The organism is Hahella sp. NBU794 (assembly GCF_050749805.1).
Classification (GTDB): domain Bacteria; phylum Pseudomonadota; class Gammaproteobacteria; order Pseudomonadales; family Oleiphilaceae; genus Hahella.
Genome location: NZ_CP192738.1, coordinates 561,528 through 582,969 on the forward strand (window position 1 = coordinate 561,528; position 21,442 = coordinate 582,969).

Here is a 21,442-nt window from a genome sequence, read left to right on the forward strand (position 1 = left end):
TCCAGCCTAATTTCAGACGTGGGGAGTGGGATTATCCGCTGTTGCGGGATTTGTCTATATGGCCCAGTGACTTATCGGGGCAGGCGGCGTCTCGGACAATCTGTTTTAGTGTCGCGACATCAGGAAAGCCGCCATGCACGCTGCGATCCCAGATAGTCTCTGCGTCACAGAGTATTTTGAATTCGCCTTTGCCGGCGGGAACCAGGGCGACTTCTTCAAGTTCGCCGGTAAATGTCGTCAGCAACTCCTGCGCCATCCAGGCGGATCTTAGCAGCCAGCCGCACAGAGGGCAGTAACGTATGGATATTTTGGGTTTCATGGTGTGGTCCGCATATTCCGCATAAGTTTTTCCCTATTATAAATTGCAGGTGAGACGACGGTGGAGTGCGGTAAGCATCGTCGAGCGCCTGTATTTCCAACGCGAATAATAATTAAGACATAAGCAGCGGCATAGGAAACAAACATGCTTTGCATTCGATACCGTCAACTTCCCCTATTTTCTCTTCTTTTTGCCTGCAGGACTGGCGTTGAAATTTCTTGGACGCCATTGTCGAAAATGCTGTGCGCGCTGTCGATCAGCGTTGTGGTAAGCGCCTGCAGTTCACACCCGTCCCAACAGCAAACGGCGGTGTTAACGGCGGAACAGCCGACCGAAGTCATTGTGGCGACACAGCAGGGCGACCAAGGGCGTCTGCGCAGTTTGCTGGCCTCGGGCAGTCCAGTGAATGTCGTGGCGCCAGTGGGTTCCGCTTTGGATGTCGCGGCTCAAAATGGCGATACGGAAGCGGTGATCGCATTGCTGCGAGCAGGCGCAGATCCTAATGTGGGACTCCGCGCGGGTGCGCCGTCACCCTTGCACTACTTGGCTGAGCGGGGCGACGCCACTGGCGTAAAGGTGCTGGCGGCGGCCGGCGCCAAGCTGGATTATCCGATGGCGAATGGCGCCACAGCGCTGGCGCTGGCGGTGCAAAATGGCCACCTATCCACCGCCAAGGCGCTGATAAAAGCAGGCGCTGACGTCAATGTCGTCTATGCGGGACGGTCTCTGTTGATGTATGTGGTGGAGCAGAACTCTCTATTAATGGCGCAGCTCTTGGTAGACGCTGGTGTTGACGTTAACTATCGCAACGCCACTGGCGACTCAGCGCTGAGTACGGCGCAACGCAAAGGTTTACAGGACCTGCAAATGCTGTTGTTGCAGTCTGGTGCCCGCTCCTAGCTGAGGTTGGATAAAAATTGAACTGCGTCCTAGACTGATAAAGGGCGCAGAAAATAACAATCAGCGTGGCGTTCGCCCATTTCAATGCGCTGCGGTGTTGGTCGGGATCAGGTTTATGTGCGTATCTCCTGGACGAAGTCTGGGGGTGTTCGTCGCCGTCGGCTTTCTTTGCGTGATGCTGGCGTGCAACGGAGTGTCTGCGATAACCCCTGGTATTCATGATGCAACCCGTCGCGTGTTGTTCATCAGCTCGTATCATCCACAGTTTCCCACGTTTTCTGAGCAGGTCAGGGGGCTCAACAGCGCCTTCGATGGACAGAACATTGAGCTCGATATCGAGTTCATGGACAGCAAGCGCCTCAGCAGTCCCGAGCACTATCAACGCTTTTACGAATTATTGAAGGGAAAGTTACAAGCGCTGCCTTCCTACGAGCTGTTGATTGTGGGCGATGATAATGCGCTTCACTTTGCTCTGGAGCGACAAGCGGAAGTCTTCGCCGCGACGCCAATCGTCTTTTTCGGCGTCAATGACGAACGTCTCGCCGCAAGTCTCAGCGGAAGAAGTGGGGTGACTGGCGTTGTTGAGGCTATTTCAATGGACGATACGGTGCAGTTGATGCGGCGCTTATATGGCCCCAAGGCGCCGATTACCGTGATTACGGACGCGACGACCACCGGGCGTAACGATCTTGGTAGTTTCATTCACTTCATGACGAGAAGTCAGGACCGCAACTTTCGGGTGCTGTCATTGGAGCAACTGAGTTTTGGTGAGCTTTATGCGGAGCTGCGCGCGATACCCGCCAATGAGCCTGTGCTTCTGATCTCTCTGTTCCGGGACAAGAATGGCGCAACCCTTGAGTTTCAGAAAAGCCTGTCTTTGATCCGCGATCATCTGAAAGCGCCTTTGTTTCATTTATGGATGCATGGAATCGGTCAAGGCATTCTGGGAGGTAAAGTCGTCTCTCATTTCGAGCAGGCGCGCGTCGCCGCCGATATCGGACTGAGGGCGCTTAGGGGGGAAACGGTTGGTGATATTCCGGTCGTGACCGATAGCCCAAACCGCTACGTGTTTGATTATCGTGAGATGCTGCGGTTTGATATTGGAGAGGATGAGTTGCCGCCGGACAGCGTATTACTGTTTCGTCCGGTGACCTTGTATCAGCAGCACAAGACGTTGTTTTGGGGTGTTGTGCTGGTTGTCGGCTTTCTCTCTTTGTTGGTTATGCTGCTGATCGTCAGTTTGCGCATGCGGGTGAGAACCCAACGTGAAGTCATGAAAATCAATGTGGATCTTGAGTCCAAAGTAAAGGAGCGTACGGAACAACTGGAGGAGAAAAACACGCAGCTCAGTCTGGTGCAGGCGATCGCCCAACTAGGTTCTTTTGAGTATCTGCCTGAACAATGGAGCGTATGCTGTAACGCGGAGTTTTGCTCTATGGTTGGATTGCCCTTTGAAGCCAGAAGCCTCAGCGTTGAAGCCTTCATGAGCTTTATCCATCCCTCGGATCGGGATGAGCTGCGTAACGCGACGGAACGCGCCTTGAAGATCAATCAACCTTTTCATGGCTGCCTGCGCACCATTCGTAAAGACGGCTCACTCTGCTATTTCAATTACACCAGCCGTCCCATCACCCACCGGGATGGGCGTACCTCCATTCTGGGATCGGTGATTGACGTCACCCAGCTGAAAGAGGCGGAGTCCCGCTTCAAAGAAATGGCGAACCATGATGATCTGACTGGTCTCGCCAATCGGCGCCTTTTGGATGAGTTGTTCACCAAAGCGGAACATATGGCCAGACGATGCGCGAACGAAATTGTGGTTCTGTATTGTGATCTGGACAAGTTCAAGCCGATCAATGATCAATACGGACATGATGTCGGCGATGCGGTCTTAGTGGCGGTGGCGCAGCGCTTGCGGGAAAGCTTTCGCGAGTCGGATACGGTGGCGAGAATTGGTGGCGACGAGTTTGTCGTTCTGTTGAATGGGCACTGTTCCAAAGATCAGCTCCACGGCATTATCCACAAGACCAAACACAGCCTGCGCGGTCCTATTCATATCAAAAACGTCAGCTGTAACCTGGACGTCAGCATCGGGTACGCCGCCTACCCAGGAGACGGCGTTTGCCTGGATACACTGTTGAACGTGGCGGACAGCAGGATGTACCAGGAAAAGCAATATTCGTGATCATTTGTAATACTCAGGGAACCTTCGGCGAGCAGCCCGGTCTAACTGTGCAATTCAATATATCTAGAGGAAATAACAATGCCGAACGCGCTAATCATGCCTTTTCAATGGGGAATCAAGGCAGTGGAGATGTTGCAGCCAGTATATTTGCTGGCCATCCGGATTTACCTGGCGAAAATCTATTTCATGTCCGGAATGACCAAGATAAAGAGCTGGAGCACCACATTGGCGTTGTTTGAGTATGAGTACTCTGTTCCTGTTGTTTCTCCCGCTTTCGCCGCGTATTCCTCTACGGCGGTTGAGCTGATCTGCTCTGTTCTGTTGGTGGTGGGCTTGGGCGCCCGTGTCGGCGCGGCTGGCTTGTTGGCGTTGAGTATTGTCGGTATCTACTCTGCGGCTGAGTTGATTGGCGCAGTGGGAGTGAAAGAGCTGTTGTTCTGGGGCGGGCTGCTATCTGTGATTGTCGCCTACGGTCCTGGTTTACTGTCTGCGGATCATTGGCTACGTAAACGTTATTTGCCGACCGCCTGATTCCAATAACTGACCGAAAAAAGGGAGCTGTACTAGCTCCCTTTTTTAATGCTTAAGGAATATATCCGGCGATAAATCCTGCTTGTATACATTGTTGTAGCAGGCTGCCCAAGTCGGCTTCCGGGAAGTTTTCGGCGAACCGCTCACACACCTCTTCAAAGTCAGAGAGTTCCTCTATGAGCAGCAGAAAACGAAAAGTGGGCGCGTCTAAAGGATCTATTCTGGCGCTCCATTCCGGACGCCAGATCATCAAGTAAAAGTTGTCCTCAGATAACTCGACGGAGGCAAGATCTCCACCGGGTTGATGCGCGGCCCATATTTCATGCGTCGGATAAGCGCATTGCAAAAGCGTGGCGTTTGCAGGCAGGCGAAACTGTAGCGGAAGACCTTGAGCGCAGTAGTCGTTGAACTGCGCCCAGTCATCACTGACATGATCGTCTGCTTCTTCCGCAATATGGATCAGCAACTCCAGCTTGGCTACATCAGTAAGAAATTCGATATGTTGAAGAGGCGTAAAATCAGCGAGAAAGGCGACAAATGCGGCGCCAAACTCTGTGAAGGAGCTTTCTTTAGAGGGAACTTCTGCAAAATAGCGGCGACTCGTCGCGCGGAAGCACTCTTCTCCTAACAGTTCCTGGCAGACTGGAAACATAGTCTGCAAAGCGCGGACATGGGTTTCCCGTAAACTGTCGCGATAGATATCCACACAGGTGCGTGCGCTCAAGCTGGTTTTGTCCTTGACCTGCAAGCACTCGCCTTGCTGGCGAATCTCCGCGAGCATACTGAGTTGTAAATCACGCAGCGACATCTACTTCCTCCAAGATGCGCTGAGCGATTGCGGCCTCGGCGGCGACTTCTTCAAAGCCGGGAATATCATTATCCCGCTCAATAAGAGTCGGCCTTGCGCCAATGGTTCTCAGGGCGTATTCATACAAATCCCAGACGCGCTGGTCCACCGGGGCTCCGTGGGTATCAAGGAGGTGGGTCTTCTTGTCTTCGAATCCCGCCAAATGGTATTCAGCTACACGCTGTGCAGGAATCGCGTCGATATAAGTGCGCGGGTCAAATTCATGATTGATGGCGCTGACGTAGATATTATTGATGTCGAGTAACAGCAGGCAATCCGCGTCTTCTGCAATCTGACGCAGGAAATCCCACTCGCTCATGCAAGAGCTGTCATAAGTGAGATAACTGGACACGTTTTCCAGCAGAATCCGGGTCTCAAAAGTATCCTGCACGATTTTTATGCGTTCAGCGACATGGCGTATGGTTTCCTCCGTATATGGCAGCGGCATGAGCTCATGCAAATCGACGCCGTGGACAGAGGTCCAACAAAGATGTTCTGAGATCCAGGCCGGGCGTAACTCACGGCTCAAGGTTTGGAGTTTACGTAAATAGTCCTTATCTAACGGCTCTGTGCCGCCCAAAGACATTCCGACGCCGTGTAATGCGACAGGGTAGATAGAGGCGATATCAAGCAGGCGCTTTTTGGCTACGCCGCCAGCAGTCAGGTAGTTGTCGGTGAGGGCTTCGAACCAGGGAAGAGAAGGGCGTTTTTCGAGGATATGACCGAAGTGGCAAGAGCGGAGGCCGATTCCCGCTCCGGAAATCGGCCCAGTCGCCTGCCGCCAAAGCGGCATTGGAATCATGACTTAACTTTGCCGCCTGACAGTTTTTCGCAAGTACCGGCGGGAACGTAGATCCACTCATCAGATGCATTGTCTGCTGTAGACTGGCCTGCACAACCGTGGCTGCCTGCGGCGCAATCATTCATGCCAGCTTTTACGACGCCTGCGCATTTTTCGAAACCTGGTTTGGCTGCGTTTGCGGAACCTGCAACGCCCAGAGCAAGAACGGCTGCGATAGCGGTGGCTGCGGCAGTATTTTTAGCTTTCATCTACTTTATCCTTTAACTGATTTGGTTTGATAAATTGCAATGCACTGAATGTTTGGTGCTGGCAATTTTGACCTGCTGCGAAGAAAAAAGTTCACAACACTTCTGCAACGAAGCCAATTCTTTGATTAACTTTCCTTAACCAGCAGTTTTCGACGGCGTATAACCTTCACTTCTGTTCGAGGCGGCTGCGACGAATTCTGGGCTGGGTATCGGGAATTATAGGGCCTGACGTGTTGGCGGGCTAGAATGGTTTCACGGGCGGATCGTATAAGCGCACACAGTGTGGTCGGGTCCATACTGGTTGGCACGTTGAATGGCGTTATCTGGCTGAGCTCGCCACCAGTGAGTTTAAATGCGACCTTTAAGCCTGAGCTGTGCTCAGCCTCCTGCATGATAGAGTCTATCTCCCAATCCATATTTCCCCTCCAACTTAAAGTCTGAGTCCTAACCGCCGGAATCTAAACGGTTAATAAAACTTGAGATTGTAGGGAGATTTCCCGGATTTACATCAGGAACATGGACGAGTGCGTTCTGTCTGAACTGCCTATGACTTAGGCTTATAAAGAGAGGATATTGGTGAGGAAGTAATAAGGGGAAGCGGTTTTGGGCTGACAAATAAAAATGCGGAGGGGCCGAAGCCCATCCGCACTTTCTGCTGGTTAGCGAAAAAACTATTACAGCTTTTTGCCAGCTTCCAGGTCGTAACCAACGCGCTCTGGAGTTTTGCCAGCGTGCTTCTTGTCAGAAGCAGTGTAAGACATGGTCACTTTAGAGAAGCTCAGAGATACTGACTCGCTAGGAGCGGACTCTGCGCCAGCGGAAACGCTGTAGCTGCTGATCATTACGTCTTCCATTTCGTAGGAAACGTATTTTTCGATTTTGTCAGCTTGGGTGCGAACGATGTCGACCACAACTTTAACGCCAGCAGTACCAGTCAAAGACTCTTTGAACAGACCGGAAGAAGCGCTGTCCATCAGCTTGGAAACGGAGATTTCGCTGATGCTAGGACGAGTAGCTTCGCGGTTGGACATATGGCCTGCTTCCATAGTGATGTGGCGACCAACGCCGAATTGGAAGCTGTCCAGACGAATCCAGTCTTTGTAGCCTTCAGCAGTTACGTTGCCTTTAACTTTCAGACCGTCGTAGTTCATGTAAATAGCCATGGTGTATTCCCTATTCTGTAGTTTACGAATGTTTTGTGATCGACATTATATAAAGCGTCTATCAATTGGAAATGCCGTCAAAAAATTTCATGAAAAAGTAAATTTTTTTCAGAGGCCTGCGGCATCCCGTTGAGACAGCATAATAGAGAAGAGGGCAAAGGGTGGCAATACGTAAAATCCTTATTTTTTAATAACTTAAATCGACTCTGACACTATTTAATTGTCAAGGGAGTACGACTTTTACTCCACTCTGATGGCTTTATTTTGACCAAATCTAGTTCACTCTGACCCTATTTATTTTGTTGAGAGTGTAATGATGTCCTTAAATTACTTATATGCCAGTATCTTCACTCTGTCCCCATTTTTTAAATCACTCTGACACTATTTAATTTGGCCTGATATAAATTACAGTTATTCACTCTGAGTATTATTAATTGAAATTATTTTTATGCGCTTTCATAAGAGGGGTTGTAACTAAAATAAAATCAATCAAAAGGCATAATCCTATTGTTTTATCTGGGTGGTGTTAACAATGAATTTAAGTTGGGTTTTACCGTCGCGATGAATGGTCTGTATATATTTTGTTCGCTATGGGCGTAAGGAAAATAAATGTAGGAAGCAGGTAACGGAAGAAAACGAAACTATTCGCGAATGGAATTGATTGAGGGAGAGTGACTTATTCGAGAAGACTGGTCGTCACCAGCTTCTCGAGGTCAGCGTGAGCGGCTCGAAAGCGCCGGACTTGTTGAGCTGAAGAGCCCAGACGTTTTCGCTGGCCTGATGATCAATGGAACTGAAAGAGATCAACTCTCCAATCCCGAGGTCAACATCTCTCAGGCTTTCCAGCGTGGAGACCATTGTTTCCGTATTAAAGTTGCGGCCGGCCCGCTGTAAGGCTTCGGTAAATATTGATGCGGCCAGATAGCCTTCAAGGGATTGCGCGTCAGGTTTGTGATCTGGGAAGTAGCGCTGCATAGCCTGACGGTGGCGCAGCACGCCGGTTGCATAGGAATGCACTGGAGGGGTTGCCTGGGTTGCGATAAGTCCGGCTGTGTGCGGCGCTTCCAGACTTTTTAAGTCCTCCGCCAGCGCATCAGTGCTGGCGGAGGATACGACGGCGATCCGTCCGTCCCAACCTGCTTTGCGGATGCGATTAATTGTTCTCGCTGTGGCGGCATAGTTGCCGATAACGACCAGGGCCTGAATTTCACTTTGCTCTTGGAGAAAAAGACGGGCAGGACCTTCGATTTGCTCTATATAGGGCTGGTAGGTGAACTGCGGAATATCCCGTGCGTGCACATTATAGAAAGCGAGAGCCCGCTCCATTCCAGCAAGCCCGTCACGTCCGGAGGCGGTGTCTTCATAAAGTACGGCGATTCGGCTGGGTTCAACTTCCTGAATATCCACAAAGTGGCGCACGATAGCGAAGGTTTCATCTGCATATCCAACCCGGAAATTAAAAACGTAACGATCAGGGGGATTGCGGCGTAGCGCAGCCGCGCCGGATTGCACGCCGATCACCAGCGTCTGTTGCTCCATAATTGCCGGGAGGAGGACTTCCGGTGCGCCAATATTGCCAATAAGAGCGAATGAGCCGTTCTGTGATAGCAGCGTTTGCATGTTGATACGGGACTTCAGCGGCTGATTTGCGTCGTCGAAGGCCTGTAATGTCAGCATTCGGCCATGGATGCCGCCTTTGGCGTTGAGTTCTTCAAAACGGGCCTGTACTCCACGTCTGGCGGAGCTGCCTTGCGATTGGCCCTCTTCACTTATCGGGGCGCTCATGCCTATGCGAATCTCATTCTCGTTCACTCCCCGTGGCGCGGACCAACCATTAAGCTCTGCGTTCAGATCGGACAGCTGGTAGCGTACTTTTGGCGATAACAGGCTGGCTGATAACAAGCCCATGACAATGGCGGCCCCAGCAAAAAAGTATTTAACTGCGGCGGGGATACGGAATGCCTTGCGCTTCTTAGACTCGTGCGCCTGGGGCAATTGCGTTGCAATACCGGAATGAGACTGGCTGGTTGTGCCGGATGTTCCATTACGAGTGAGGTGAAGCGACTTGGTCAGTGTGGTTGAGTCTACTTCAATAGGCTGACTGAAGGCGCGCTCTTCTCTTGAATGAGCGGGGTCAACCAGCGTCGCCGGGTTCATATCTTCTACATGGCCGAGGGCGCCTAAGGCTTTAAAGGCGGATTGAAACTTCTTCGCCTGACTTAGGTTCAGGTTCTTGCGAACGATAATACGCTTACCGCTGAACATTTTTTTCAGGCCGGCGTCACTGATGGAAAACTTGGTCTTCAGTTTTTTCAGGACGACGGCGCGTTCGACGCCTTCCGCCAGTTCGCCAGCAAAGACAAACGCGTAAGTGGTCAGGTTGACCAGCTTCAGGCCGTGATCATTGCTGTTGCGTACGGCGTTTCGCGCCCGCAATTGCAGGTCGCGGACCATATCAAGGCAGTTTTCGTAGCGATCCGCAGGGTCAATCGCCATGGCTTTGGTGAGCACAGGCTCCAGTATTTTATTGCGCGGGTCAGCCAGCTCTTTATCACTTAAGGGCTGCGGCAGGTATTTGCGCTGTTGCGCCATGATGTGGTGATGCGTCTCGCCATTGAAAGGACGCTCGCCTGTGATGCAGTAATAAAGGACGGCGCCGAGCGCATAGATATCCGCACGTCCGTCGATGTCTTTCGAGCTGTCGATCTGTTCCGGCGCGAGATAGCCCGGCGTACCAACCACCAGACCCATCTGGGTGTATTGCAGATCCTGTTCTTCCAGCGGTTTGCTGATGCCGAAGTCGAGCAGCTTGGCGACGGAATGATTGCCCGATACCTTGGCCACCATGATGTTGCCGGGCTTGAGATCGCGATGGACGATATTGAGCTGATGCGCCGCCTGCAGACCTGCGGCCATCTGTTCGATAAGCCAGACGACATTTTCCAGCGGCAGTCCGTTCCCGTGCTTTTCCATCAGGTCGGACAGGACTTCTCCTTGCAGGAACTCCGCCACCAGATACAGCATATTGTCTTCGGTGGCGCCGAAGTCGAATACCTGCATGACATTGGGGTGATTTAGCTGACTCGCGATGCGGGCTTCGCGATAGAAGAGCTGGATATAGCCCACATTCGGAGCGCCAGAGCGCAATACTTTGACGACGACCAGCCGGTCCAGCGACAACTGACGGGCGACATAAACCCGGCTCATGCCGCCATCGGCCAGGAGATATTCCAGGCGGTACATGCCTTTAAGCACGCGGCCGATCATTGAGTCGGCGGCGTTATAGCCCGCGGCGTCCTCGAACGAGGCGGGCGCCGGAGTGTCTGTTGTGAACTTTGCAATAGCCGTCATCAACGTCCCTATTCAGATCTGGACAAATTATTCTGTCTCCCATCCGGACAAAAGCGGGGTGGGCGCGTTGACGCCGGAAGATTCCGCGGAGACTGAAGGATGGTTTTGGATTCCAACTGCCGGGCCTAAATGTGTGGCCGGAATCTGTTCAAAGTCGATTCAACTTTGATCAGTTTTTATCTTGCCTGATATTCTCTCATATTTATTTAGTGAGTATGGTCTAGGCTATTCGGGTGAGGCCAGAGAGCCCATGGAATGGGGCTTCCGTGAAAAATAAAGGCGGCATTCAGGCCGCCTTTTTTGACGAGATTTTACAAAGTTGTCACGTTTTGTCTGCGAATAATTTTTGGATGCTGGAAAAGTCCAGCTGTCCGGACCCCTGTCTGCTGTGCGCTTGATACAGAGACTTGGCCAAGCCGCCCATCGGCGTGCTGGAGCGGCTTTGAATAGCCGCCTCCAAAGCCAGGCCGAGATCTTTGTTCATCAGATTAACGGCGAAGCCGCCTTCATACTCGCGACCGGCCGGCGCGTTTTCCATAACGCCAGGATAGGGGTTGTAAAGTTCCAAAGACCAGTTTCTGCCTGAGCTTTTCAACATGATGTCGGAAAGCACCTTAGGATCGAGCCCCAGATTGACGCCCAGCTGGAGCGCTTCCGCAGTTCCGATCATGTGAACGGCCAACAGCATATTGTTGCAGATCTTTGCGGCTTGTCCGGCCCCGTGATCGCCGGCGTGGAACAGGTTTTTACCCATTGCTGACAGAGCTGGCTGCGCTTTTTCCAGATCCTGAGGCGAGCCTCCGATAATGAAGGTCAGCGTCCCTGCTGTGGCTCCCGCTGTGCCGCCGGAAACTGGCGCATCCAACATGGCGAAACCTTTCTTGCTGGCTTCCGCAGCGATGCGGCGAGATGTCTCTGGCGCGATGGTGGAGCAATCGATTAGCAGAGGGCGCTCGCTAAGCTGGTTCAGCAGGCCGTTTTCACCGAGATAAACGGCTTCAGAGTGCTCACTGGCCGGCAGCATAGTGATCACCGCATCAACGCCTTGGGCGGCTTCCAGGGCGCTGCCGCAAGCATTGGCGCCAGCCTTCTCCGCAGCGGAGACCGCATCTTTGACCAAGTCGAAAACACGTAACTCAAATCCGGCTTTCAGCAGGTTGTGAGCCATAGGGCCACCCATGTGCCCGAGGCCGATAAATCCGATAGTTTTCATGGTTTCCCTCCAGATTGTTATTTTTGTCTGGGTGATTAATTGAAGGTCCGGGACCGTTGCTTGTGCTTACAGTACTGCTAAGTCATGCAAGGGACTGATGTCCCAGGGGGAAGAGAAGAATTCATCCACCCACGCCTCCGGAACATCCGCAAACGACGGATAACGCCATTGCGGTTTGAAGTCTTTATCAATGAGCAGGGCTCGCACGCCTTCGCGGAACTCGGGGTGCATCGTACACTGCACCGCCATAATCAGTTCGCGTTTGAATACGTCGGGCAAGCTCAGGCCGCCGCCCTCGTGAATTTGCCGCCATACAAGATGTGCGGTGGTCGGGCAGCCGTTACGCAGAGATTTCTGCGCTTTGCCAACCCATTCATCCACGGTGGGGTAGTTCAAAATGGCGTCCACCACCTGAGTGACGGAGTCGCCCTGGGTAACCTGCTTGATCATGGCGCGATGCTGCGCCACCTGACCGCCCGGACGTTGCGACTGATGCTGCTCATTCCAGGAGCGCAGCAGTTGCGTGACGCGGGTATGGTTACTTTCAGGGCTGCTCCAGGAGGTTCGGGTCAGCGCTTGTAGAAAGGCATCCTTTTGCGCATGGGGTAAAAAGCCGTCAGCCCAACCCAGCTCAAGCGCATCGGCGGCGTTACAGGCGGCGCCGGTCAAGCCCAGATAAAGGCCTGCACCGTCAGGCATGCGGTTGAGGAACCAAGTGCCGCCGACATCGGGAAAGAGCCCGATGGTGACTTCTGGCATGGCGATACGGGAAGATTCCGTGACGATGCGATGACTGGCTCCGGCCATCAGACCCAGTCCGCCGCCCATAACGATGCCGTTGCCCCAGCAGACGACAGGTTTAGGATAGACGTGAATGAGGTAGTCGAGACGATACTCCCGCGTGAAGAACTCTTCTGCGTAAGCCGGCGGACCCTCGCCTGCGTCGCACATGGATTCATACATCTGCACGATATCGCCGCCGGCGCAGAAGGCTTTATCGCCCGCCCCCTGCATAAATACCGCGACGATTTTGTCGTCCAGCCGCCATTCCTGCATGACGCTGTACATCGACTCGATCATGCTCAGCTTCAACGCGTTGAGCGATTTCTCCACGTTCAGGGTGATCACGCCTATGCGGTGACCATCGCTGCATTCGCGTTCTTCAAATAAAACAGGTTTTTCGCTCATTCCACTCTCTTCCATCTATTCAATATTGTCAGGCGTCGCCTTCTAGCGGTTTTTCCATTGCGGCGAGCGTTTTCCGAGGAAAGCGTTTACACCCTCTTTCTGGTCTTCGGTATCAAACAGATCCACAAACAGTTCTCTTTCTACCGGCAGGCCCATAAGTTGCGGCGCGCTGCGGGCGGACTGAATCAGTTCTTTACAGGCGCGCACTGCGGGCGGACTCTGACGTGCGACTTTTTCCGCCCAAGCCAGTGCGGTCTCGCGGGCGGCGCCTTTTTCCACGACCGCTTCCACCAGTCCGATATTCAGCGCGGTTTCAGCGTTGATTCGCTCGCCCATCAATATCATGCGCTTCGCCCAGCCTTCGCCGACCAGCCAGGGTAGATTCTGTGTGCCTCCCGCGCAGGGCAGCAGGCCGACGCTGGCCTCGGGCAGCGCCATTTGCGCATGAGTTTCGGCGATGCGCAGGTCGCAGGCGAGCGCGCACTCCAAGCCGCCGCCCATGGCGTAGCCGTTGATTGCGGCGATGGATACGCCGCGGTAGTTGGATAGGGTTTCGAATGCTTCGCCAAAGATACGCGCCATGTGGCGCGCTCTGGCTTTGTCTCCATCGGAGAACAGGTTCAGGTCTGCGCCGGCGGAGAAGAATTTTTCGCCTTGCCCGGTGATCACCAGCGCATAAACGTCTTTGTTGTCATTGAGTTGCTGAATTAATGCCTTGAGCGCCGGCAGACTGGTTTCATCCCAGGTGTTGGCGGGCGGGTTGGCGATAGTGAGCACGGCGGTGCGCTCAATGATTTCAAGTTGGAGTTTCTCGGTGCCTGTCATTAGCGAATAGTCTCCATGGCGTGTTCGAGGAGTAGGCGGCGTGCGATGATGACGCGCATGATTTCGTTGGTTCCTTCCAGAATCTGGTGCACCCGGCTGTCGCGAACGAAGCGTTCCAGCGGATATTCCTTGATGTAGCCATAGCCGCCGTGGATTTGCAATGCGTCATTACAGACCTTGAAGCCGGCGTCTGTCGCGAAGCGTTTGGCCATGGCGCTATAGGTGGAGGCTTCCGGGTGTTTGGAGTCCAGTTTGAACGCAGCGAGTCGCACCATCTGGCGGGCCGCCACTAAATCCGTAGCCATATCCGCCAGTTTGAACTGCAGCGCTTGAAAGTCGGACAACTTGCGCCCGAACTGCTCACGCTCCTGCATATAACGCTGCGCGGTTTCCAGCGCCGCCTGGGCGGTGCCGATGGAGCAGGTTGCGATATTAATGCGACCGCCATCAAGCCCCATCATCGCAAACTTGAAGCCTTCACCTTCCGCTCCAAGGCGGTTGGTTTGGGGAATGCGCACATTGTCGAATGTAATCGCGCGGGTAGGCTGGCTGTTCCAGCCCATTTTGTCTTCCTTGCGGCCGTAAGTGACGCCGGGGGCGTCAGCGGGCACGACCAGCGCGGACACGCCTTTGGCTCCGGGTTCCCCGGTGCGGGCCATCACCACCAGCACATCCGTGCTGCCGGCGCCGGAAATAAACATCTTGGAGCCGTTGATAACGTAGTCGGAGCCGTCCTTCTTCGCAGAGGTGCGCAAAGAGGCGGCGTCTGAACCTGCGTTGGGCTCAGTGAGGCAATAGGAAGCCAGCAGTTCGCCGGAGACCAGCTTGGGCAGCCAGGCCTGACGCAACTCATCATGGCCAAAGCTGGCGATCATCCAGGTGGCCATGTTGTGAATGGTCAGGTAAGCGGTGGTGGAGGTGCAGCCGCGTGACAGCTCTTCGAAGATGATCGAGCTGTCCAGACGGGGCAGGCCCAGGCCGCCCCATTCCTCCGGGGTATACAGGGACAGAAAGCCCATTTCGCCCGCTTTGCGGATTGTCTCCACAGGGAAGTGGGCGGTGGCGTCCCACTCGGCGGCGTGGGGCGCCAGTTCTTTCTCGGCGAAGGCGCGGGCGCTGTCGCGGAAAGCAATTTGCTGTTCGGATAGTTCAAAATTCACGATACATACACTCTTAACAGTTGCCTATCACCGCATCCTTACCGCATTTGAATGGTCAGGTTCGGGCCTTGCACTTCTTCGCCATGATGGAACCAACGGCTGATCACGGTTTTGGTTTCGGTGTAGAAACGCACCGCCTGTTTGCCGTAGGCATGCTGGTCGCCATAGAAAGAGTTACGCCAGCCGGTGAAGGAGAAGAAGGGGAGAGGCACGGGAATAGGGATGTTGATGCCGACCTGTCCCACTTGCACATTGCGCTGGAAGTGGCGCGCGGCCCCGCCGGAATTGGTGAACAGCGAGACGCCGTTGCCGAAGGGGTTGTCATTGATCAGCTTGAGGGCGTCGTCAATGGTGTCCACTTGCATGGCGAGCAGCACTGGGCCGAAGATTTCCTCACGATAGATCGTCATTTCCGGAGTGACCTTGCTGAACAGCGTTGGACCAACCCAGTTGCCTTCCGGGAAATCCGGGTGGGTGAAGCTGGAGCCGTCCAGAAGACACTGTGCGCCTTCTTCTTTGCCCTTGGCGAGCAGACCCAACACGCGATCTCTGGAACCGCGACTGATCAGCGGGCCGTAGCCGGCGGCTTCGTCGTTCCAGGCGCCGGGCTTCACTTCCGCCATAGAGGCTTTGAGTTCGTCCAGCCACTGTGCGGATTCGCCGACGAATACCGCGACGGAGATGGCCATGCAACGTTGCCCAGCAGCGCCGACGGAGGCGCCGGTCAGGTGCGAAATAACCTGCTTCTTGTCCGCATCCGGCATGATGACCATGTGGTTTTTAGCGCCGGTCATACATTGCACCCGTTTCAGGTGCTGCGTGCCGGTGCGGTATATATGCTGTCCGACAGGCGCTGAGCCGACGAAGGAAATGGCTTTGATATCTGGATGCGTCAGCAGCATGTCTACTTGCTCGCGATCGCCGTGCAGAACCTGCAGTACGCCTTTGGGAAAGCCCGCTTCGTCAAACAGTTGCGCGATGCGCATGGGAGTGAGCGGGTCCTGCTCTGAGGGTTTGAGCACGAAGGTGTTGCCGCAGGCCAGCGCCATGGGGAACATCCATAGGGGGATCATCGCCGGGAAATTGAACGGCGTGATGCCGGCGCAAACGCCAAGCGGGTGCATGTAGGAGCTGGTATCGATATCCCGCGCCACGTTCTCAACGGTTTCGCCCATCATCATGGAAGGGATGTTGCAGGCATGTTCCACGACTTCGATGCCGCGCCAGACATCGCCTTTGGCGTCGGCGAAAATCTTGCCGGTTTCCTGACTGAGAATTTCTGCTATTTCGTCCTGGTTCTGCTTGAGAAGTTGCACGAACTTCATCATCAGGCGCGCCCTGTCGATGACGGGGACATCCTTCCAGGTTTCGAAGGCCTGTTTGGCGCTGGCCACCGCCCGGTTGACTTCGTCCGGGGTGGCGCAGGGAGTGTCGGCCAGATTCAGCTGTGTGGCCGGATTCAGGTTCGGGATGTGGCGAGTGGCTGCGCTTTCCGTAAATGAGCCGTCTATATATAACGGGACCCTGGTTTGCATTTTGGGACTCCTTGTAATCTTATTTTTATGGATAGAATGAGCCTGCTCTGGAAGATGTCACACGGTCTTCCTCTACGCTCTGAGCCTTGGCTCGCATAGGGCCATTCTAGACCTTATGGCGGCGCAACGGCATTGCAGAATCCACCACGGGAATTAGCCATAACCGCCAAGAGGTGACGTAAATGCGTTATTTAAAAAGAGAAAATCTTGTGGCTATGGGCGCTAAACGGAATAGCCAGGAAACGTTTTAAGGAAGCGGCGGTAGCGCGAAGGGCCCGGAGTATGCGAGTAAACGCTGTTAAGTTTTTAGAGCTCCCAAGCGGTTGCATTTTGAGAGTGAAGGGGCGTTTGGGGAAGTAAGGGCAGCAACTGACATTGAGTCAGTTGCTTGAGTAATCTGGACGAGTGTCCGATCAGGCGTCAGCGGTGGAGGAGGCTCCTGTGTCTCCCGCTTCGACGGTGGCTGCGTCGCGCTTTTCCTGCGCGCGCTTGATCATGTGGTTAAGTACGGTGCGAACAGTATAGGTTATGCCGAACAACGTCAGGGCCGCAGCTAGAGTTGATTCGATAGGCGCTTCCAATAACATGGTTTCTCCCGAGATTTAAGATGAAAACTTTGGTTAGCGCACTGACTGCATCGAGCTAACCAAAGCTTTCCTCCTGTGTGTTAGTGAAAATTTAACGTTCTCAAGGAGTAAACGGCTGTTCGAAAAAGCGGCCGCAGAATAACCAATTAGGGCGGGCGGTTCAAGGCGGAGCTTTGTTAAATTGTGCAAAGCTTGGCCTTTTTGATGCTTTTGTATACAAGGATAAAAGTGGCAAGTTTATGTTTTTTATAAAAAAATTCATTAGTTACTGGGCAATGCCCTTACCCCTTGCTTTGCTGATCTCATTTATTGCGCTAATGATGCTGATCAGGGGGCGCAGACGAAAATTGGCGCTGGGAATGCTCGGCGTGGTTTGGCTGGGATTGCTCACTATCAGCACCCCCTGGTTCTCTGACAAAGTGATGGAGCCGCTGGAGAGTCAGTATCCGCCTTACGCCGGTCAGGAGGTGCGCTATGTGGTGGTGCTGGGCGGTTATCATGAGTCGGATTCGAGTCTTCCTATCACCAGTTATATAGAGGGCGATGCGATATATCGCATTATTGAGGGAATACGGGTGGCTCTGCTTAATCCGGAGGCGAGGCTGCTGGTGTCCGGCTATGCGCGTACGGACCCTCTCTCTAACGCGGAAGCCTACGCGAGACTGGCGGAGTCGCTGGGTTTTCCCCGTGAACGGATCGATCTGCAGGAAGATCCTCGTGATACCCATGAAGAGGCTCTGGCGGCGCAGGCGCGAATGGGGGATCAGCCATTTGCGCTGGTGACCTCGGCTTACCATATGCCCCGGGCGATGCAGCTATTTGAAGGCGTGGGACTGCATCCCATTCCGGCGCCCACAGGACATACCATCAAACATCATCAGGAACTGGATTGGCGACGCTTTCGGCCGGCGCTCGGCGGACTGGCCGCGACACAGAAGGCCTGGCACGAATATTTAGGCGCGTTGTGGGCCAACCTGGTCGCAAGCATAAATTGAAATGGATCAAAAAACGGGCGTGTCTCCCGACGCTCCGTGGCGGCGATGCTATGCTTAAAGCATTCTCGCTTCGAATATCTCGACGCACGCTTCCTACTAGATTTCAAACTGAGCTGAAGACTGATGTTTAACAGGGAATATCGCAACGCACGCTTCCTGATAGTGGACGGCAATACCCAATTACGTCTGGCTCTGGAGAAAATGCTGAAATCCTTCGGCGCCTGGTACATAGATATGGCGGCGGATGGCGATGAGGCTATCAACAAGTGCGAGCATGGACTGTTCGACGTCGTCATTTGCGACTACCAGCTCTCGGGCAGAAATGGTCAGCATGTTCTGGAAGAGCTGCGGGAGCGCAAAATTCTGCGTTACACCTCCCTGTTTGTCATGATGTCGGCGGAAACCACCCGGGAAATGGTGCTCGCGGCCATTGACCATCAACCTGACGCTTACATCAACAAGCCGATCACTTCCGATGTCTTGAAGCAGCGTCTGGATAACCTGTTGGTGGACAACGAGGTGTTATATGAGCTGAAGCACGCCATTGATATGGAGCGCTGGAGCGAAGCGATTTCCCGCTGTGAAGAAAAAATCGCCCGTGGCAGCAAGTACCTGCGCTGGTGTGAAAAAACCGTGGCGGAGCTGTACTTCCAGACCGGCGCGCTCAATGAGGCGCTGCGGGTGTATCAACAGGTGCTGTCGGAGCGCACGCTGATCTGGGCGCAGGTTGGGGTGGCCAGAGTCTATATCGCCCAGGCGGATTACGACTTAGCGGAAGAATTACTGCGCAAGGTGGTGGAGGCGGCTCCAAACTGTCTGGTGGCCTATGACTTGCTGGCGCGGGTGTTGGTGGACACGCACCGGGGTAAAGAAGCGCAGGAATGGCTGGTGGATGCGGTGGGTTTATCGCCGACGGCCATCCTCAGGCATGCCAGGCTGGGGGATATTGCCTGGGAAAATCAGGATGTGGACTGCGCGGTTGAGGCGTTTCGTAATGCGGTTGAGCTGGGACGCAAAAGCATCTTTGACAGGCTCGACAACCATCTGGGATTTTCCCGTAGTCTCTGTGAACGCGCCGGCGCGCAGCCAAAAGTCATGCGTGAAGCGGCGCTGCAGGAAACCTTTGAGGTCCTGCGTAATATGGACGAGCGCTTTGTCATGAACGACACCGCGCGTTTTCAATATGAAGTGGTGGCGGCGAAGGCCTGCTGCATGCTGAAGCATGAAGAGGAGCGGGACGAGCGACTGGCGTTGGCGGAGACCCTGTATCAATCGGTTGGATTCAACCTGCCAAGCTCGCGCGTCATGGAGTACGCTCAGGTGCTGCTGGCCAGCGGAAAAGACTTGGAGGCGGAGTTCATCCTGTCACAATTGTCATTAATGCACGGGGATGAGCCGGAGCTGCAAAAACGCATTGAAGAAATGCGTGACGAGCCGGTCAGTCCGGCGGCGCGGCAAAAAGCGGCGGAACTGAATAAACAGGGGATTAAGCTGGCCGAACAGGAAGACTTCAAAGGCGCTGTCGCAGCCTTTAACGAGGCGCTGGAGTACTCCGCCAGACATCCTGCCTTAAATCTGAATCTGGCCCAGGTGTTGCTGAAGCAGCTGAGTTCATCTCCCGGTGACGGCGCGGCGCGTAGAGCCTGCGCCGCCTGTTTTGACCGCATTGTGCACATCAAGCCCACGCACAAGCAGTATCCCCGCTTTCAACACCTGCGCACTAAGTTCGAGGGTACTCATGGCGGCGGCGTCGAGGCGCAGAGCGCCGGATAACAGTCAGTCGTTAAGGTCAGATCCAGCCTCGTAGGTGCTGTTCGCAGAGTTCCTGTAACAGTTCGATATGCTCCGGTTCTGCATTTAGGGCAGGGATGTAATGAAAATCCTTGCCGCCAGCCTGTTCATACAGCCCCCGGTTTTCTTCTTCGATTTCCTCCAGCGTCTCCAGGCAGTCTGCGGAGAAGCCGGGACAGATAACATCCAAGGCTTCGCAGCCGTTGGCGCCCAGCTCGGTAACGGTGGCGTCGGTGTAAGGCTTCAGCCACTCCGCTGTTCCAACCCGGGATTGAAAGCTCATCAGCCATTGCGATTCCTCCAGCTTCAACTCTCTCGCTACGGCGAGGGCGGTTTCTTCCGCATCACGACGGTAAGGATCGCCTTTTTCCACGTAAGCTTTGGGCAGTCCGTGAAAGGAGAACAATAATTTGCCCTGACGTCCTCTCACCCGCCAGTGGGCGCGCACGCTATCCACCAGAGAAGAGATATAGGCGGGGTGATTGTGGTAGCGCTTGACGAAGCGAAGCTCGGGAATGTCGCGCATCTTCGCCAGCGCCTGAGCCAGCGCGTCGAAGCTGGCGGCGGTGGTAGTGGCGGAGTATTGCGGATACAAGGGCAGCACAAGTACCTTTTCGATGCCCTGGCGTTGCAGCGCTGCGAGCTTGTCCGGCAGGGATGGCGCGCCATAGGTCATAGCGAAATCCACCAGCACGCGTGCGCCCAGTTCTTGTCCCAGTGCGTTTTGCAGTCCGCAGGCCTGTTGTTGCGTGATGGTTTTGATCGGCGAGCCCTTTGGCGTCCAGATTTTGCGATAGTTGGGAATGAGTTTTCTGGGACGCAAACGAAGAATGACCAGATTCAGGATCGCCCACCAGATCAGGCGCGGGACCTCGATCACTCTGGGATCGCTGAGGAACTGCTTCAGGTAACGGCGTATGGCGGGGGCGTCTGGGGCGTCCGGCGTGCCCAGGTTGACAAGCAGCACGGCGCTCCGGGTGTTATCGGGACTAATGATCATTCAGATAGGCATTCCAGCTAAGGGATATTAATTTTATATCGGGAGAGCGCTTTGAAAACTGCAATGCGTCAATGCAAGCGCGCAGTTTGAATATTTACAATTGCGATCCCGAGCGTATGGCGTTGAATTATAGCGCCTTCGCAGAACGAAATGTGTCTACGCTTCCCATGCGCGGACGGATCATTTTCGACGTCCAGACAACCGTTCAAGCATAAGTTTTTGGCGGCTGGTGGGCGGCGAGCGACCTATGCTATAAAGGCTTGACAAAAATTCCAACACTCCAAGAAGGAGAATTACTGATGAGAGTAGCCAAGAAAGTCCCTTTAATCCTGGCCGGCATGGCTTCCATACTGCTTTCCGTGTCCGCACAAGCGGCGGACGCTGCAGCGGGCAAAGCCAAGTCTGCAGTCTGCGCGGCATGCCACGGCGCGGACGGCAAGGCCATTATCCCAACTTATCCCAACCTGGCGGGTCAGAACGAGCAGTATCTGGTGGAGGCGTTGAAAGCCTACCGCAGCAAAAACCGTAATGGCGGTCAGGCGGTTATCATGCAAGGTCAGGCGGCGGCGCTGTCTGACGACGATATCGCCAATCTGGCTGCGTATTTCTCCGGCATGAAGTAAGCTGACCTTTCGCGCAGCCGCGGATCAACGGCTGCGCTTGTCCCGCTCCAACCACGTTCAAGTCCCAGATTTCCGCCGCTTATCCTTCGTTCTCCCATATATCTTCATGGTTCAGGCGCTTTCCTTTCTTGAGCTTGTCTTTACGCCATGGATAATTAGCGCCGTTACGCTGATTATCG

19 protein-coding genes are annotated in these 21,442 nt (G+C 54.1%); 6 read left to right on the forward strand and 13 right to left on the reverse strand.

All coding sequences use genetic code 11. The features are described from left to right. Nucleotides 1-31 precede the first annotated feature (31 nt). A complete protein-coding gene (locus ACQYWX_RS02510) occupies nt 32-319 on the reverse strand; it encodes a SelT/SelW/SelH family protein (protein WP_431687778.1) in 288 nt (95 codons plus the stop codon). A gap of 237 nt (nt 320-556) precedes the next feature. Here ACQYWX_RS02510 and ACQYWX_RS02515 point away from each other — a divergent pair, with 237 nt between their 5' ends. From ACQYWX_RS02515 to ACQYWX_RS02525, 3 genes are all read left to right on the forward strand, one after another. After that, the gene (locus ACQYWX_RS02515) at nt 557-1,219 is read left to right on the forward strand and encodes an ankyrin repeat domain-containing protein (protein WP_253938564.1); all 663 of its coding nucleotides are present in this window, start codon (nt 557-559) and stop codon (nt 1,217-1,219) included. Nucleotides 1,220-1,334: 115 nt separating this feature from the next. Beyond that, nucleotides 1,335-3,404, forward strand: a complete 2,070-nt coding sequence (locus ACQYWX_RS02520) for a diguanylate cyclase domain-containing protein (RefSeq protein ID WP_431687779.1) — start codon at nt 1,335-1,337, stop codon at nt 3,402-3,404. 78 nt (nt 3,405-3,482) lie between these two features. Continuing rightward, complete coding sequence (locus ACQYWX_RS02525; protein WP_127968222.1) at nt 3,483-3,935, forward strand: DoxX family protein; 453 nt, start codon at nt 3,483-3,485, stop codon at nt 3,933-3,935. A 52-nt stretch (nt 3,936-3,987) separates the two neighbouring features. Here ACQYWX_RS02525 and ACQYWX_RS02530 read toward each other — a convergent pair whose 3' ends face one another. The 11 genes from ACQYWX_RS02530 to ACQYWX_RS02580 form a co-directional block, all read right to left on the reverse strand. Continuing rightward, nucleotides 3,988-4,743 carry an HvfC/BufC N-terminal domain-containing protein gene (locus ACQYWX_RS02530; RefSeq protein ID WP_431687780.1) on the reverse strand — a complete coding sequence of 252 codons (756 nt, stop codon included), beginning with the start codon at nt 4,741-4,743 and terminating at the stop codon, nt 3,988-3,990. Then, complete coding sequence (gene bufB, locus ACQYWX_RS02535) at nt 4,730-5,584, reverse strand: MNIO family bufferin maturase (RefSeq protein ID WP_431687781.1); 855 nt, start codon at nt 5,582-5,584, stop codon at nt 4,730-4,732. Before bufB ends, ACQYWX_RS02530 begins: the two co-directional genes overlap by 14 nt. Next, nucleotides 5,581-5,832, reverse strand: a complete 252-nt coding sequence (locus ACQYWX_RS02540) for a BufA1 family periplasmic bufferin-type metallophore (RefSeq protein ID WP_127968225.1) — start codon at nt 5,830-5,832, stop codon at nt 5,581-5,583. Before ACQYWX_RS02540 ends, bufB begins: the two co-directional genes overlap by 4 nt. Before the next feature lie 674 nt (nt 5,833-6,506). Next, nucleotides 6,507-6,995, reverse strand: a complete 489-nt coding sequence (locus ACQYWX_RS02545) for an Hcp family type VI secretion system effector (protein WP_011394613.1) — start codon at nt 6,993-6,995, stop codon at nt 6,507-6,509. Nucleotides 6,996-7,691: 696 nt separating this feature from the next. After that, nucleotides 7,692-10,346: an ABC transporter substrate-binding protein gene (locus ACQYWX_RS02550; protein ID WP_431687782.1), complete on the reverse strand. Its 2,655-nt coding sequence runs from the start codon at nt 10,344-10,346 to the stop codon at nt 7,692-7,694. A gap of 322 nt (nt 10,347-10,668) precedes the next feature. Next, nucleotides 10,669-11,559, reverse strand: a complete 891-nt coding sequence (gene mmsB, locus ACQYWX_RS02555) for a 3-hydroxyisobutyrate dehydrogenase (RefSeq protein ID WP_431687783.1) — start codon at nt 11,557-11,559, stop codon at nt 10,669-10,671. A 66-nt stretch (nt 11,560-11,625) separates the two neighbouring features. Next, nucleotides 11,626-12,747, reverse strand: a complete 1,122-nt coding sequence (locus ACQYWX_RS02560; protein ID WP_431687784.1) for an enoyl-CoA hydratase/isomerase family protein — start codon at nt 12,745-12,747, stop codon at nt 11,626-11,628. Between the two features lie 42 nt (nt 12,748-12,789). Further along, a complete protein-coding gene (locus ACQYWX_RS02565; protein WP_431687785.1) occupies nt 12,790-13,572 on the reverse strand; it encodes an enoyl-CoA hydratase in 783 nt (260 codons plus the stop codon). Next, a complete protein-coding gene (locus tag ACQYWX_RS02570) occupies nt 13,572-14,732 on the reverse strand; it encodes an acyl-CoA dehydrogenase family protein (protein WP_431687786.1) in 1,161 nt (386 codons plus the stop codon). The genes ACQYWX_RS02565 and ACQYWX_RS02570 overlap by 1 nt, the downstream gene beginning before the upstream one ends. Nucleotides 14,733-14,770: 38 nt before the next feature. Next, a complete protein-coding gene (locus ACQYWX_RS02575) occupies nt 14,771-16,267 on the reverse strand; it encodes a CoA-acylating methylmalonate-semialdehyde dehydrogenase (protein WP_279503845.1) in 1,497 nt (498 codons plus the stop codon). A gap of 413 nt (nt 16,268-16,680) precedes the next feature. Next, complete coding sequence (locus tag ACQYWX_RS02580) at nt 16,681-16,854, reverse strand: hypothetical protein (protein WP_164887185.1); 174 nt, start codon at nt 16,852-16,854, stop codon at nt 16,681-16,683. A gap of 275 nt (nt 16,855-17,129) precedes the next feature. Here ACQYWX_RS02580 and ACQYWX_RS02585 point away from each other — a divergent pair, with 275 nt between their 5' ends. Further along, nucleotides 17,130-17,849 carry an ElyC/SanA/YdcF family protein gene (locus ACQYWX_RS02585; protein WP_431687787.1) on the forward strand — a complete coding sequence of 240 codons (720 nt, stop codon included), beginning with the start codon at nt 17,130-17,132 and terminating at the stop codon, nt 17,847-17,849. A 123-nt stretch (nt 17,850-17,972) separates the two neighbouring features. Continuing rightward, nucleotides 17,973-19,622: a response regulator gene (locus tag ACQYWX_RS02590; protein WP_431687788.1), complete on the forward strand. Its 1,650-nt coding sequence runs from the start codon at nt 17,973-17,975 to the stop codon at nt 19,620-19,622. Between the two features lie 16 nt (nt 19,623-19,638). Here ACQYWX_RS02590 and hemH read toward each other — a convergent pair whose 3' ends face one another. Further along, nucleotides 19,639-20,640, reverse strand: a complete 1,002-nt coding sequence (gene hemH, locus ACQYWX_RS02595; protein ID WP_431687789.1) for a ferrochelatase — start codon at nt 20,638-20,640, stop codon at nt 19,639-19,641. A 299-nt stretch (nt 20,641-20,939) separates the two neighbouring features. Between hemH and ACQYWX_RS02600 the strand changes: the two genes are divergently transcribed. Then, nucleotides 20,940-21,263, forward strand: a complete 324-nt coding sequence (locus tag ACQYWX_RS02600; protein WP_431687790.1) for a c-type cytochrome — start codon at nt 20,940-20,942, stop codon at nt 21,261-21,263. The last annotated feature ends 179 nt before the right edge of the window (nt 21,264-21,442 follow it).

Excerpts from the sequence above, each read along its gene's own strand:
- ACQYWX_RS02510 (WP_431687778.1), bottom strand. The coding sequence starts at position 319 with ATGAAACCCAAAATATCCATACGTTACTGCCCTCTGTGCGGCTGGCTG.
- ACQYWX_RS02515 (WP_253938564.1), top strand. The coding sequence starts at position 557 with ATGCTGTGCGCGCTGTCGATCAGCGTTGTGGTAAGCGCCTGCAGTTCA.
- ACQYWX_RS02520 (WP_431687779.1), top strand. The coding sequence starts at position 1,335 with ATGTGCGTATCTCCTGGACGAAGTCTGGGGGTGTTCGTCGCCGTCGGC.
- ACQYWX_RS02525 (WP_127968222.1), top strand. The coding sequence starts at position 3,483 with ATGCCGAACGCGCTAATCATGCCTTTTCAATGGGGAATCAAGGCAGTG.
- ACQYWX_RS02530 (WP_431687780.1), bottom strand. The coding sequence starts at position 4,743 with ATGTCGCTGCGTGATTTACAACTCAGTATGCTCGCGGAGATTCGCCAG.
- bufB (WP_431687781.1), bottom strand. The coding sequence starts at position 5,584 with ATGATTCCAATGCCGCTTTGGCGGCAGGCGACTGGGCCGATTTCCGGA.
- ACQYWX_RS02540 (WP_127968225.1), bottom strand. The coding sequence starts at position 5,832 with ATGAAAGCTAAAAATACTGCCGCAGCCACCGCTATCGCAGCCGTTCTT.
- ACQYWX_RS02545 (WP_011394613.1), bottom strand. The coding sequence starts at position 6,995 with ATGGCTATTTACATGAACTACGACGGTCTGAAAGTTAAAGGCAACGTA.
- ACQYWX_RS02550 (WP_431687782.1), bottom strand. The coding sequence starts at position 10,346 with ATGACGGCTATTGCAAAGTTCACAACAGACACTCCGGCGCCCGCCTCG.
- mmsB (WP_431687783.1), bottom strand. The coding sequence starts at position 11,559 with ATGAAAACTATCGGATTTATCGGCCTCGGGCACATGGGTGGCCCTATG.
- ACQYWX_RS02560 (WP_431687784.1), bottom strand. The coding sequence starts at position 12,747 with ATGAGCGAAAAACCTGTTTTATTTGAAGAACGCGAATGCAGCGATGGT.
- ACQYWX_RS02565 (WP_431687785.1), bottom strand. The coding sequence starts at position 13,572 with ATGACAGGCACCGAGAAACTCCAACTTGAAATCATTGAGCGCACCGCC.
- ACQYWX_RS02575 (WP_279503845.1), bottom strand. The coding sequence starts at position 16,267 with ATGCAAACCAGGGTCCCGTTATATATAGACGGCTCATTTACGGAAAGC.
- ACQYWX_RS02580 (WP_164887185.1), bottom strand. The coding sequence starts at position 16,854 with ATGTTATTGGAAGCGCCTATCGAATCAACTCTAGCTGCGGCCCTGACG.
- ACQYWX_RS02585 (WP_431687787.1), top strand. The coding sequence starts at position 17,130 with ATGCCCTTACCCCTTGCTTTGCTGATCTCATTTATTGCGCTAATGATG.
- ACQYWX_RS02590 (WP_431687788.1), top strand. The coding sequence starts at position 17,973 with ATGTTTAACAGGGAATATCGCAACGCACGCTTCCTGATAGTGGACGGC.
- hemH (WP_431687789.1), bottom strand. The coding sequence starts at position 20,640 with ATGATCATTAGTCCCGATAACACCCGGAGCGCCGTGCTGCTTGTCAAC.
- ACQYWX_RS02600 (WP_431687790.1), top strand. The coding sequence starts at position 20,940 with ATGAGAGTAGCCAAGAAAGTCCCTTTAATCCTGGCCGGCATGGCTTCC.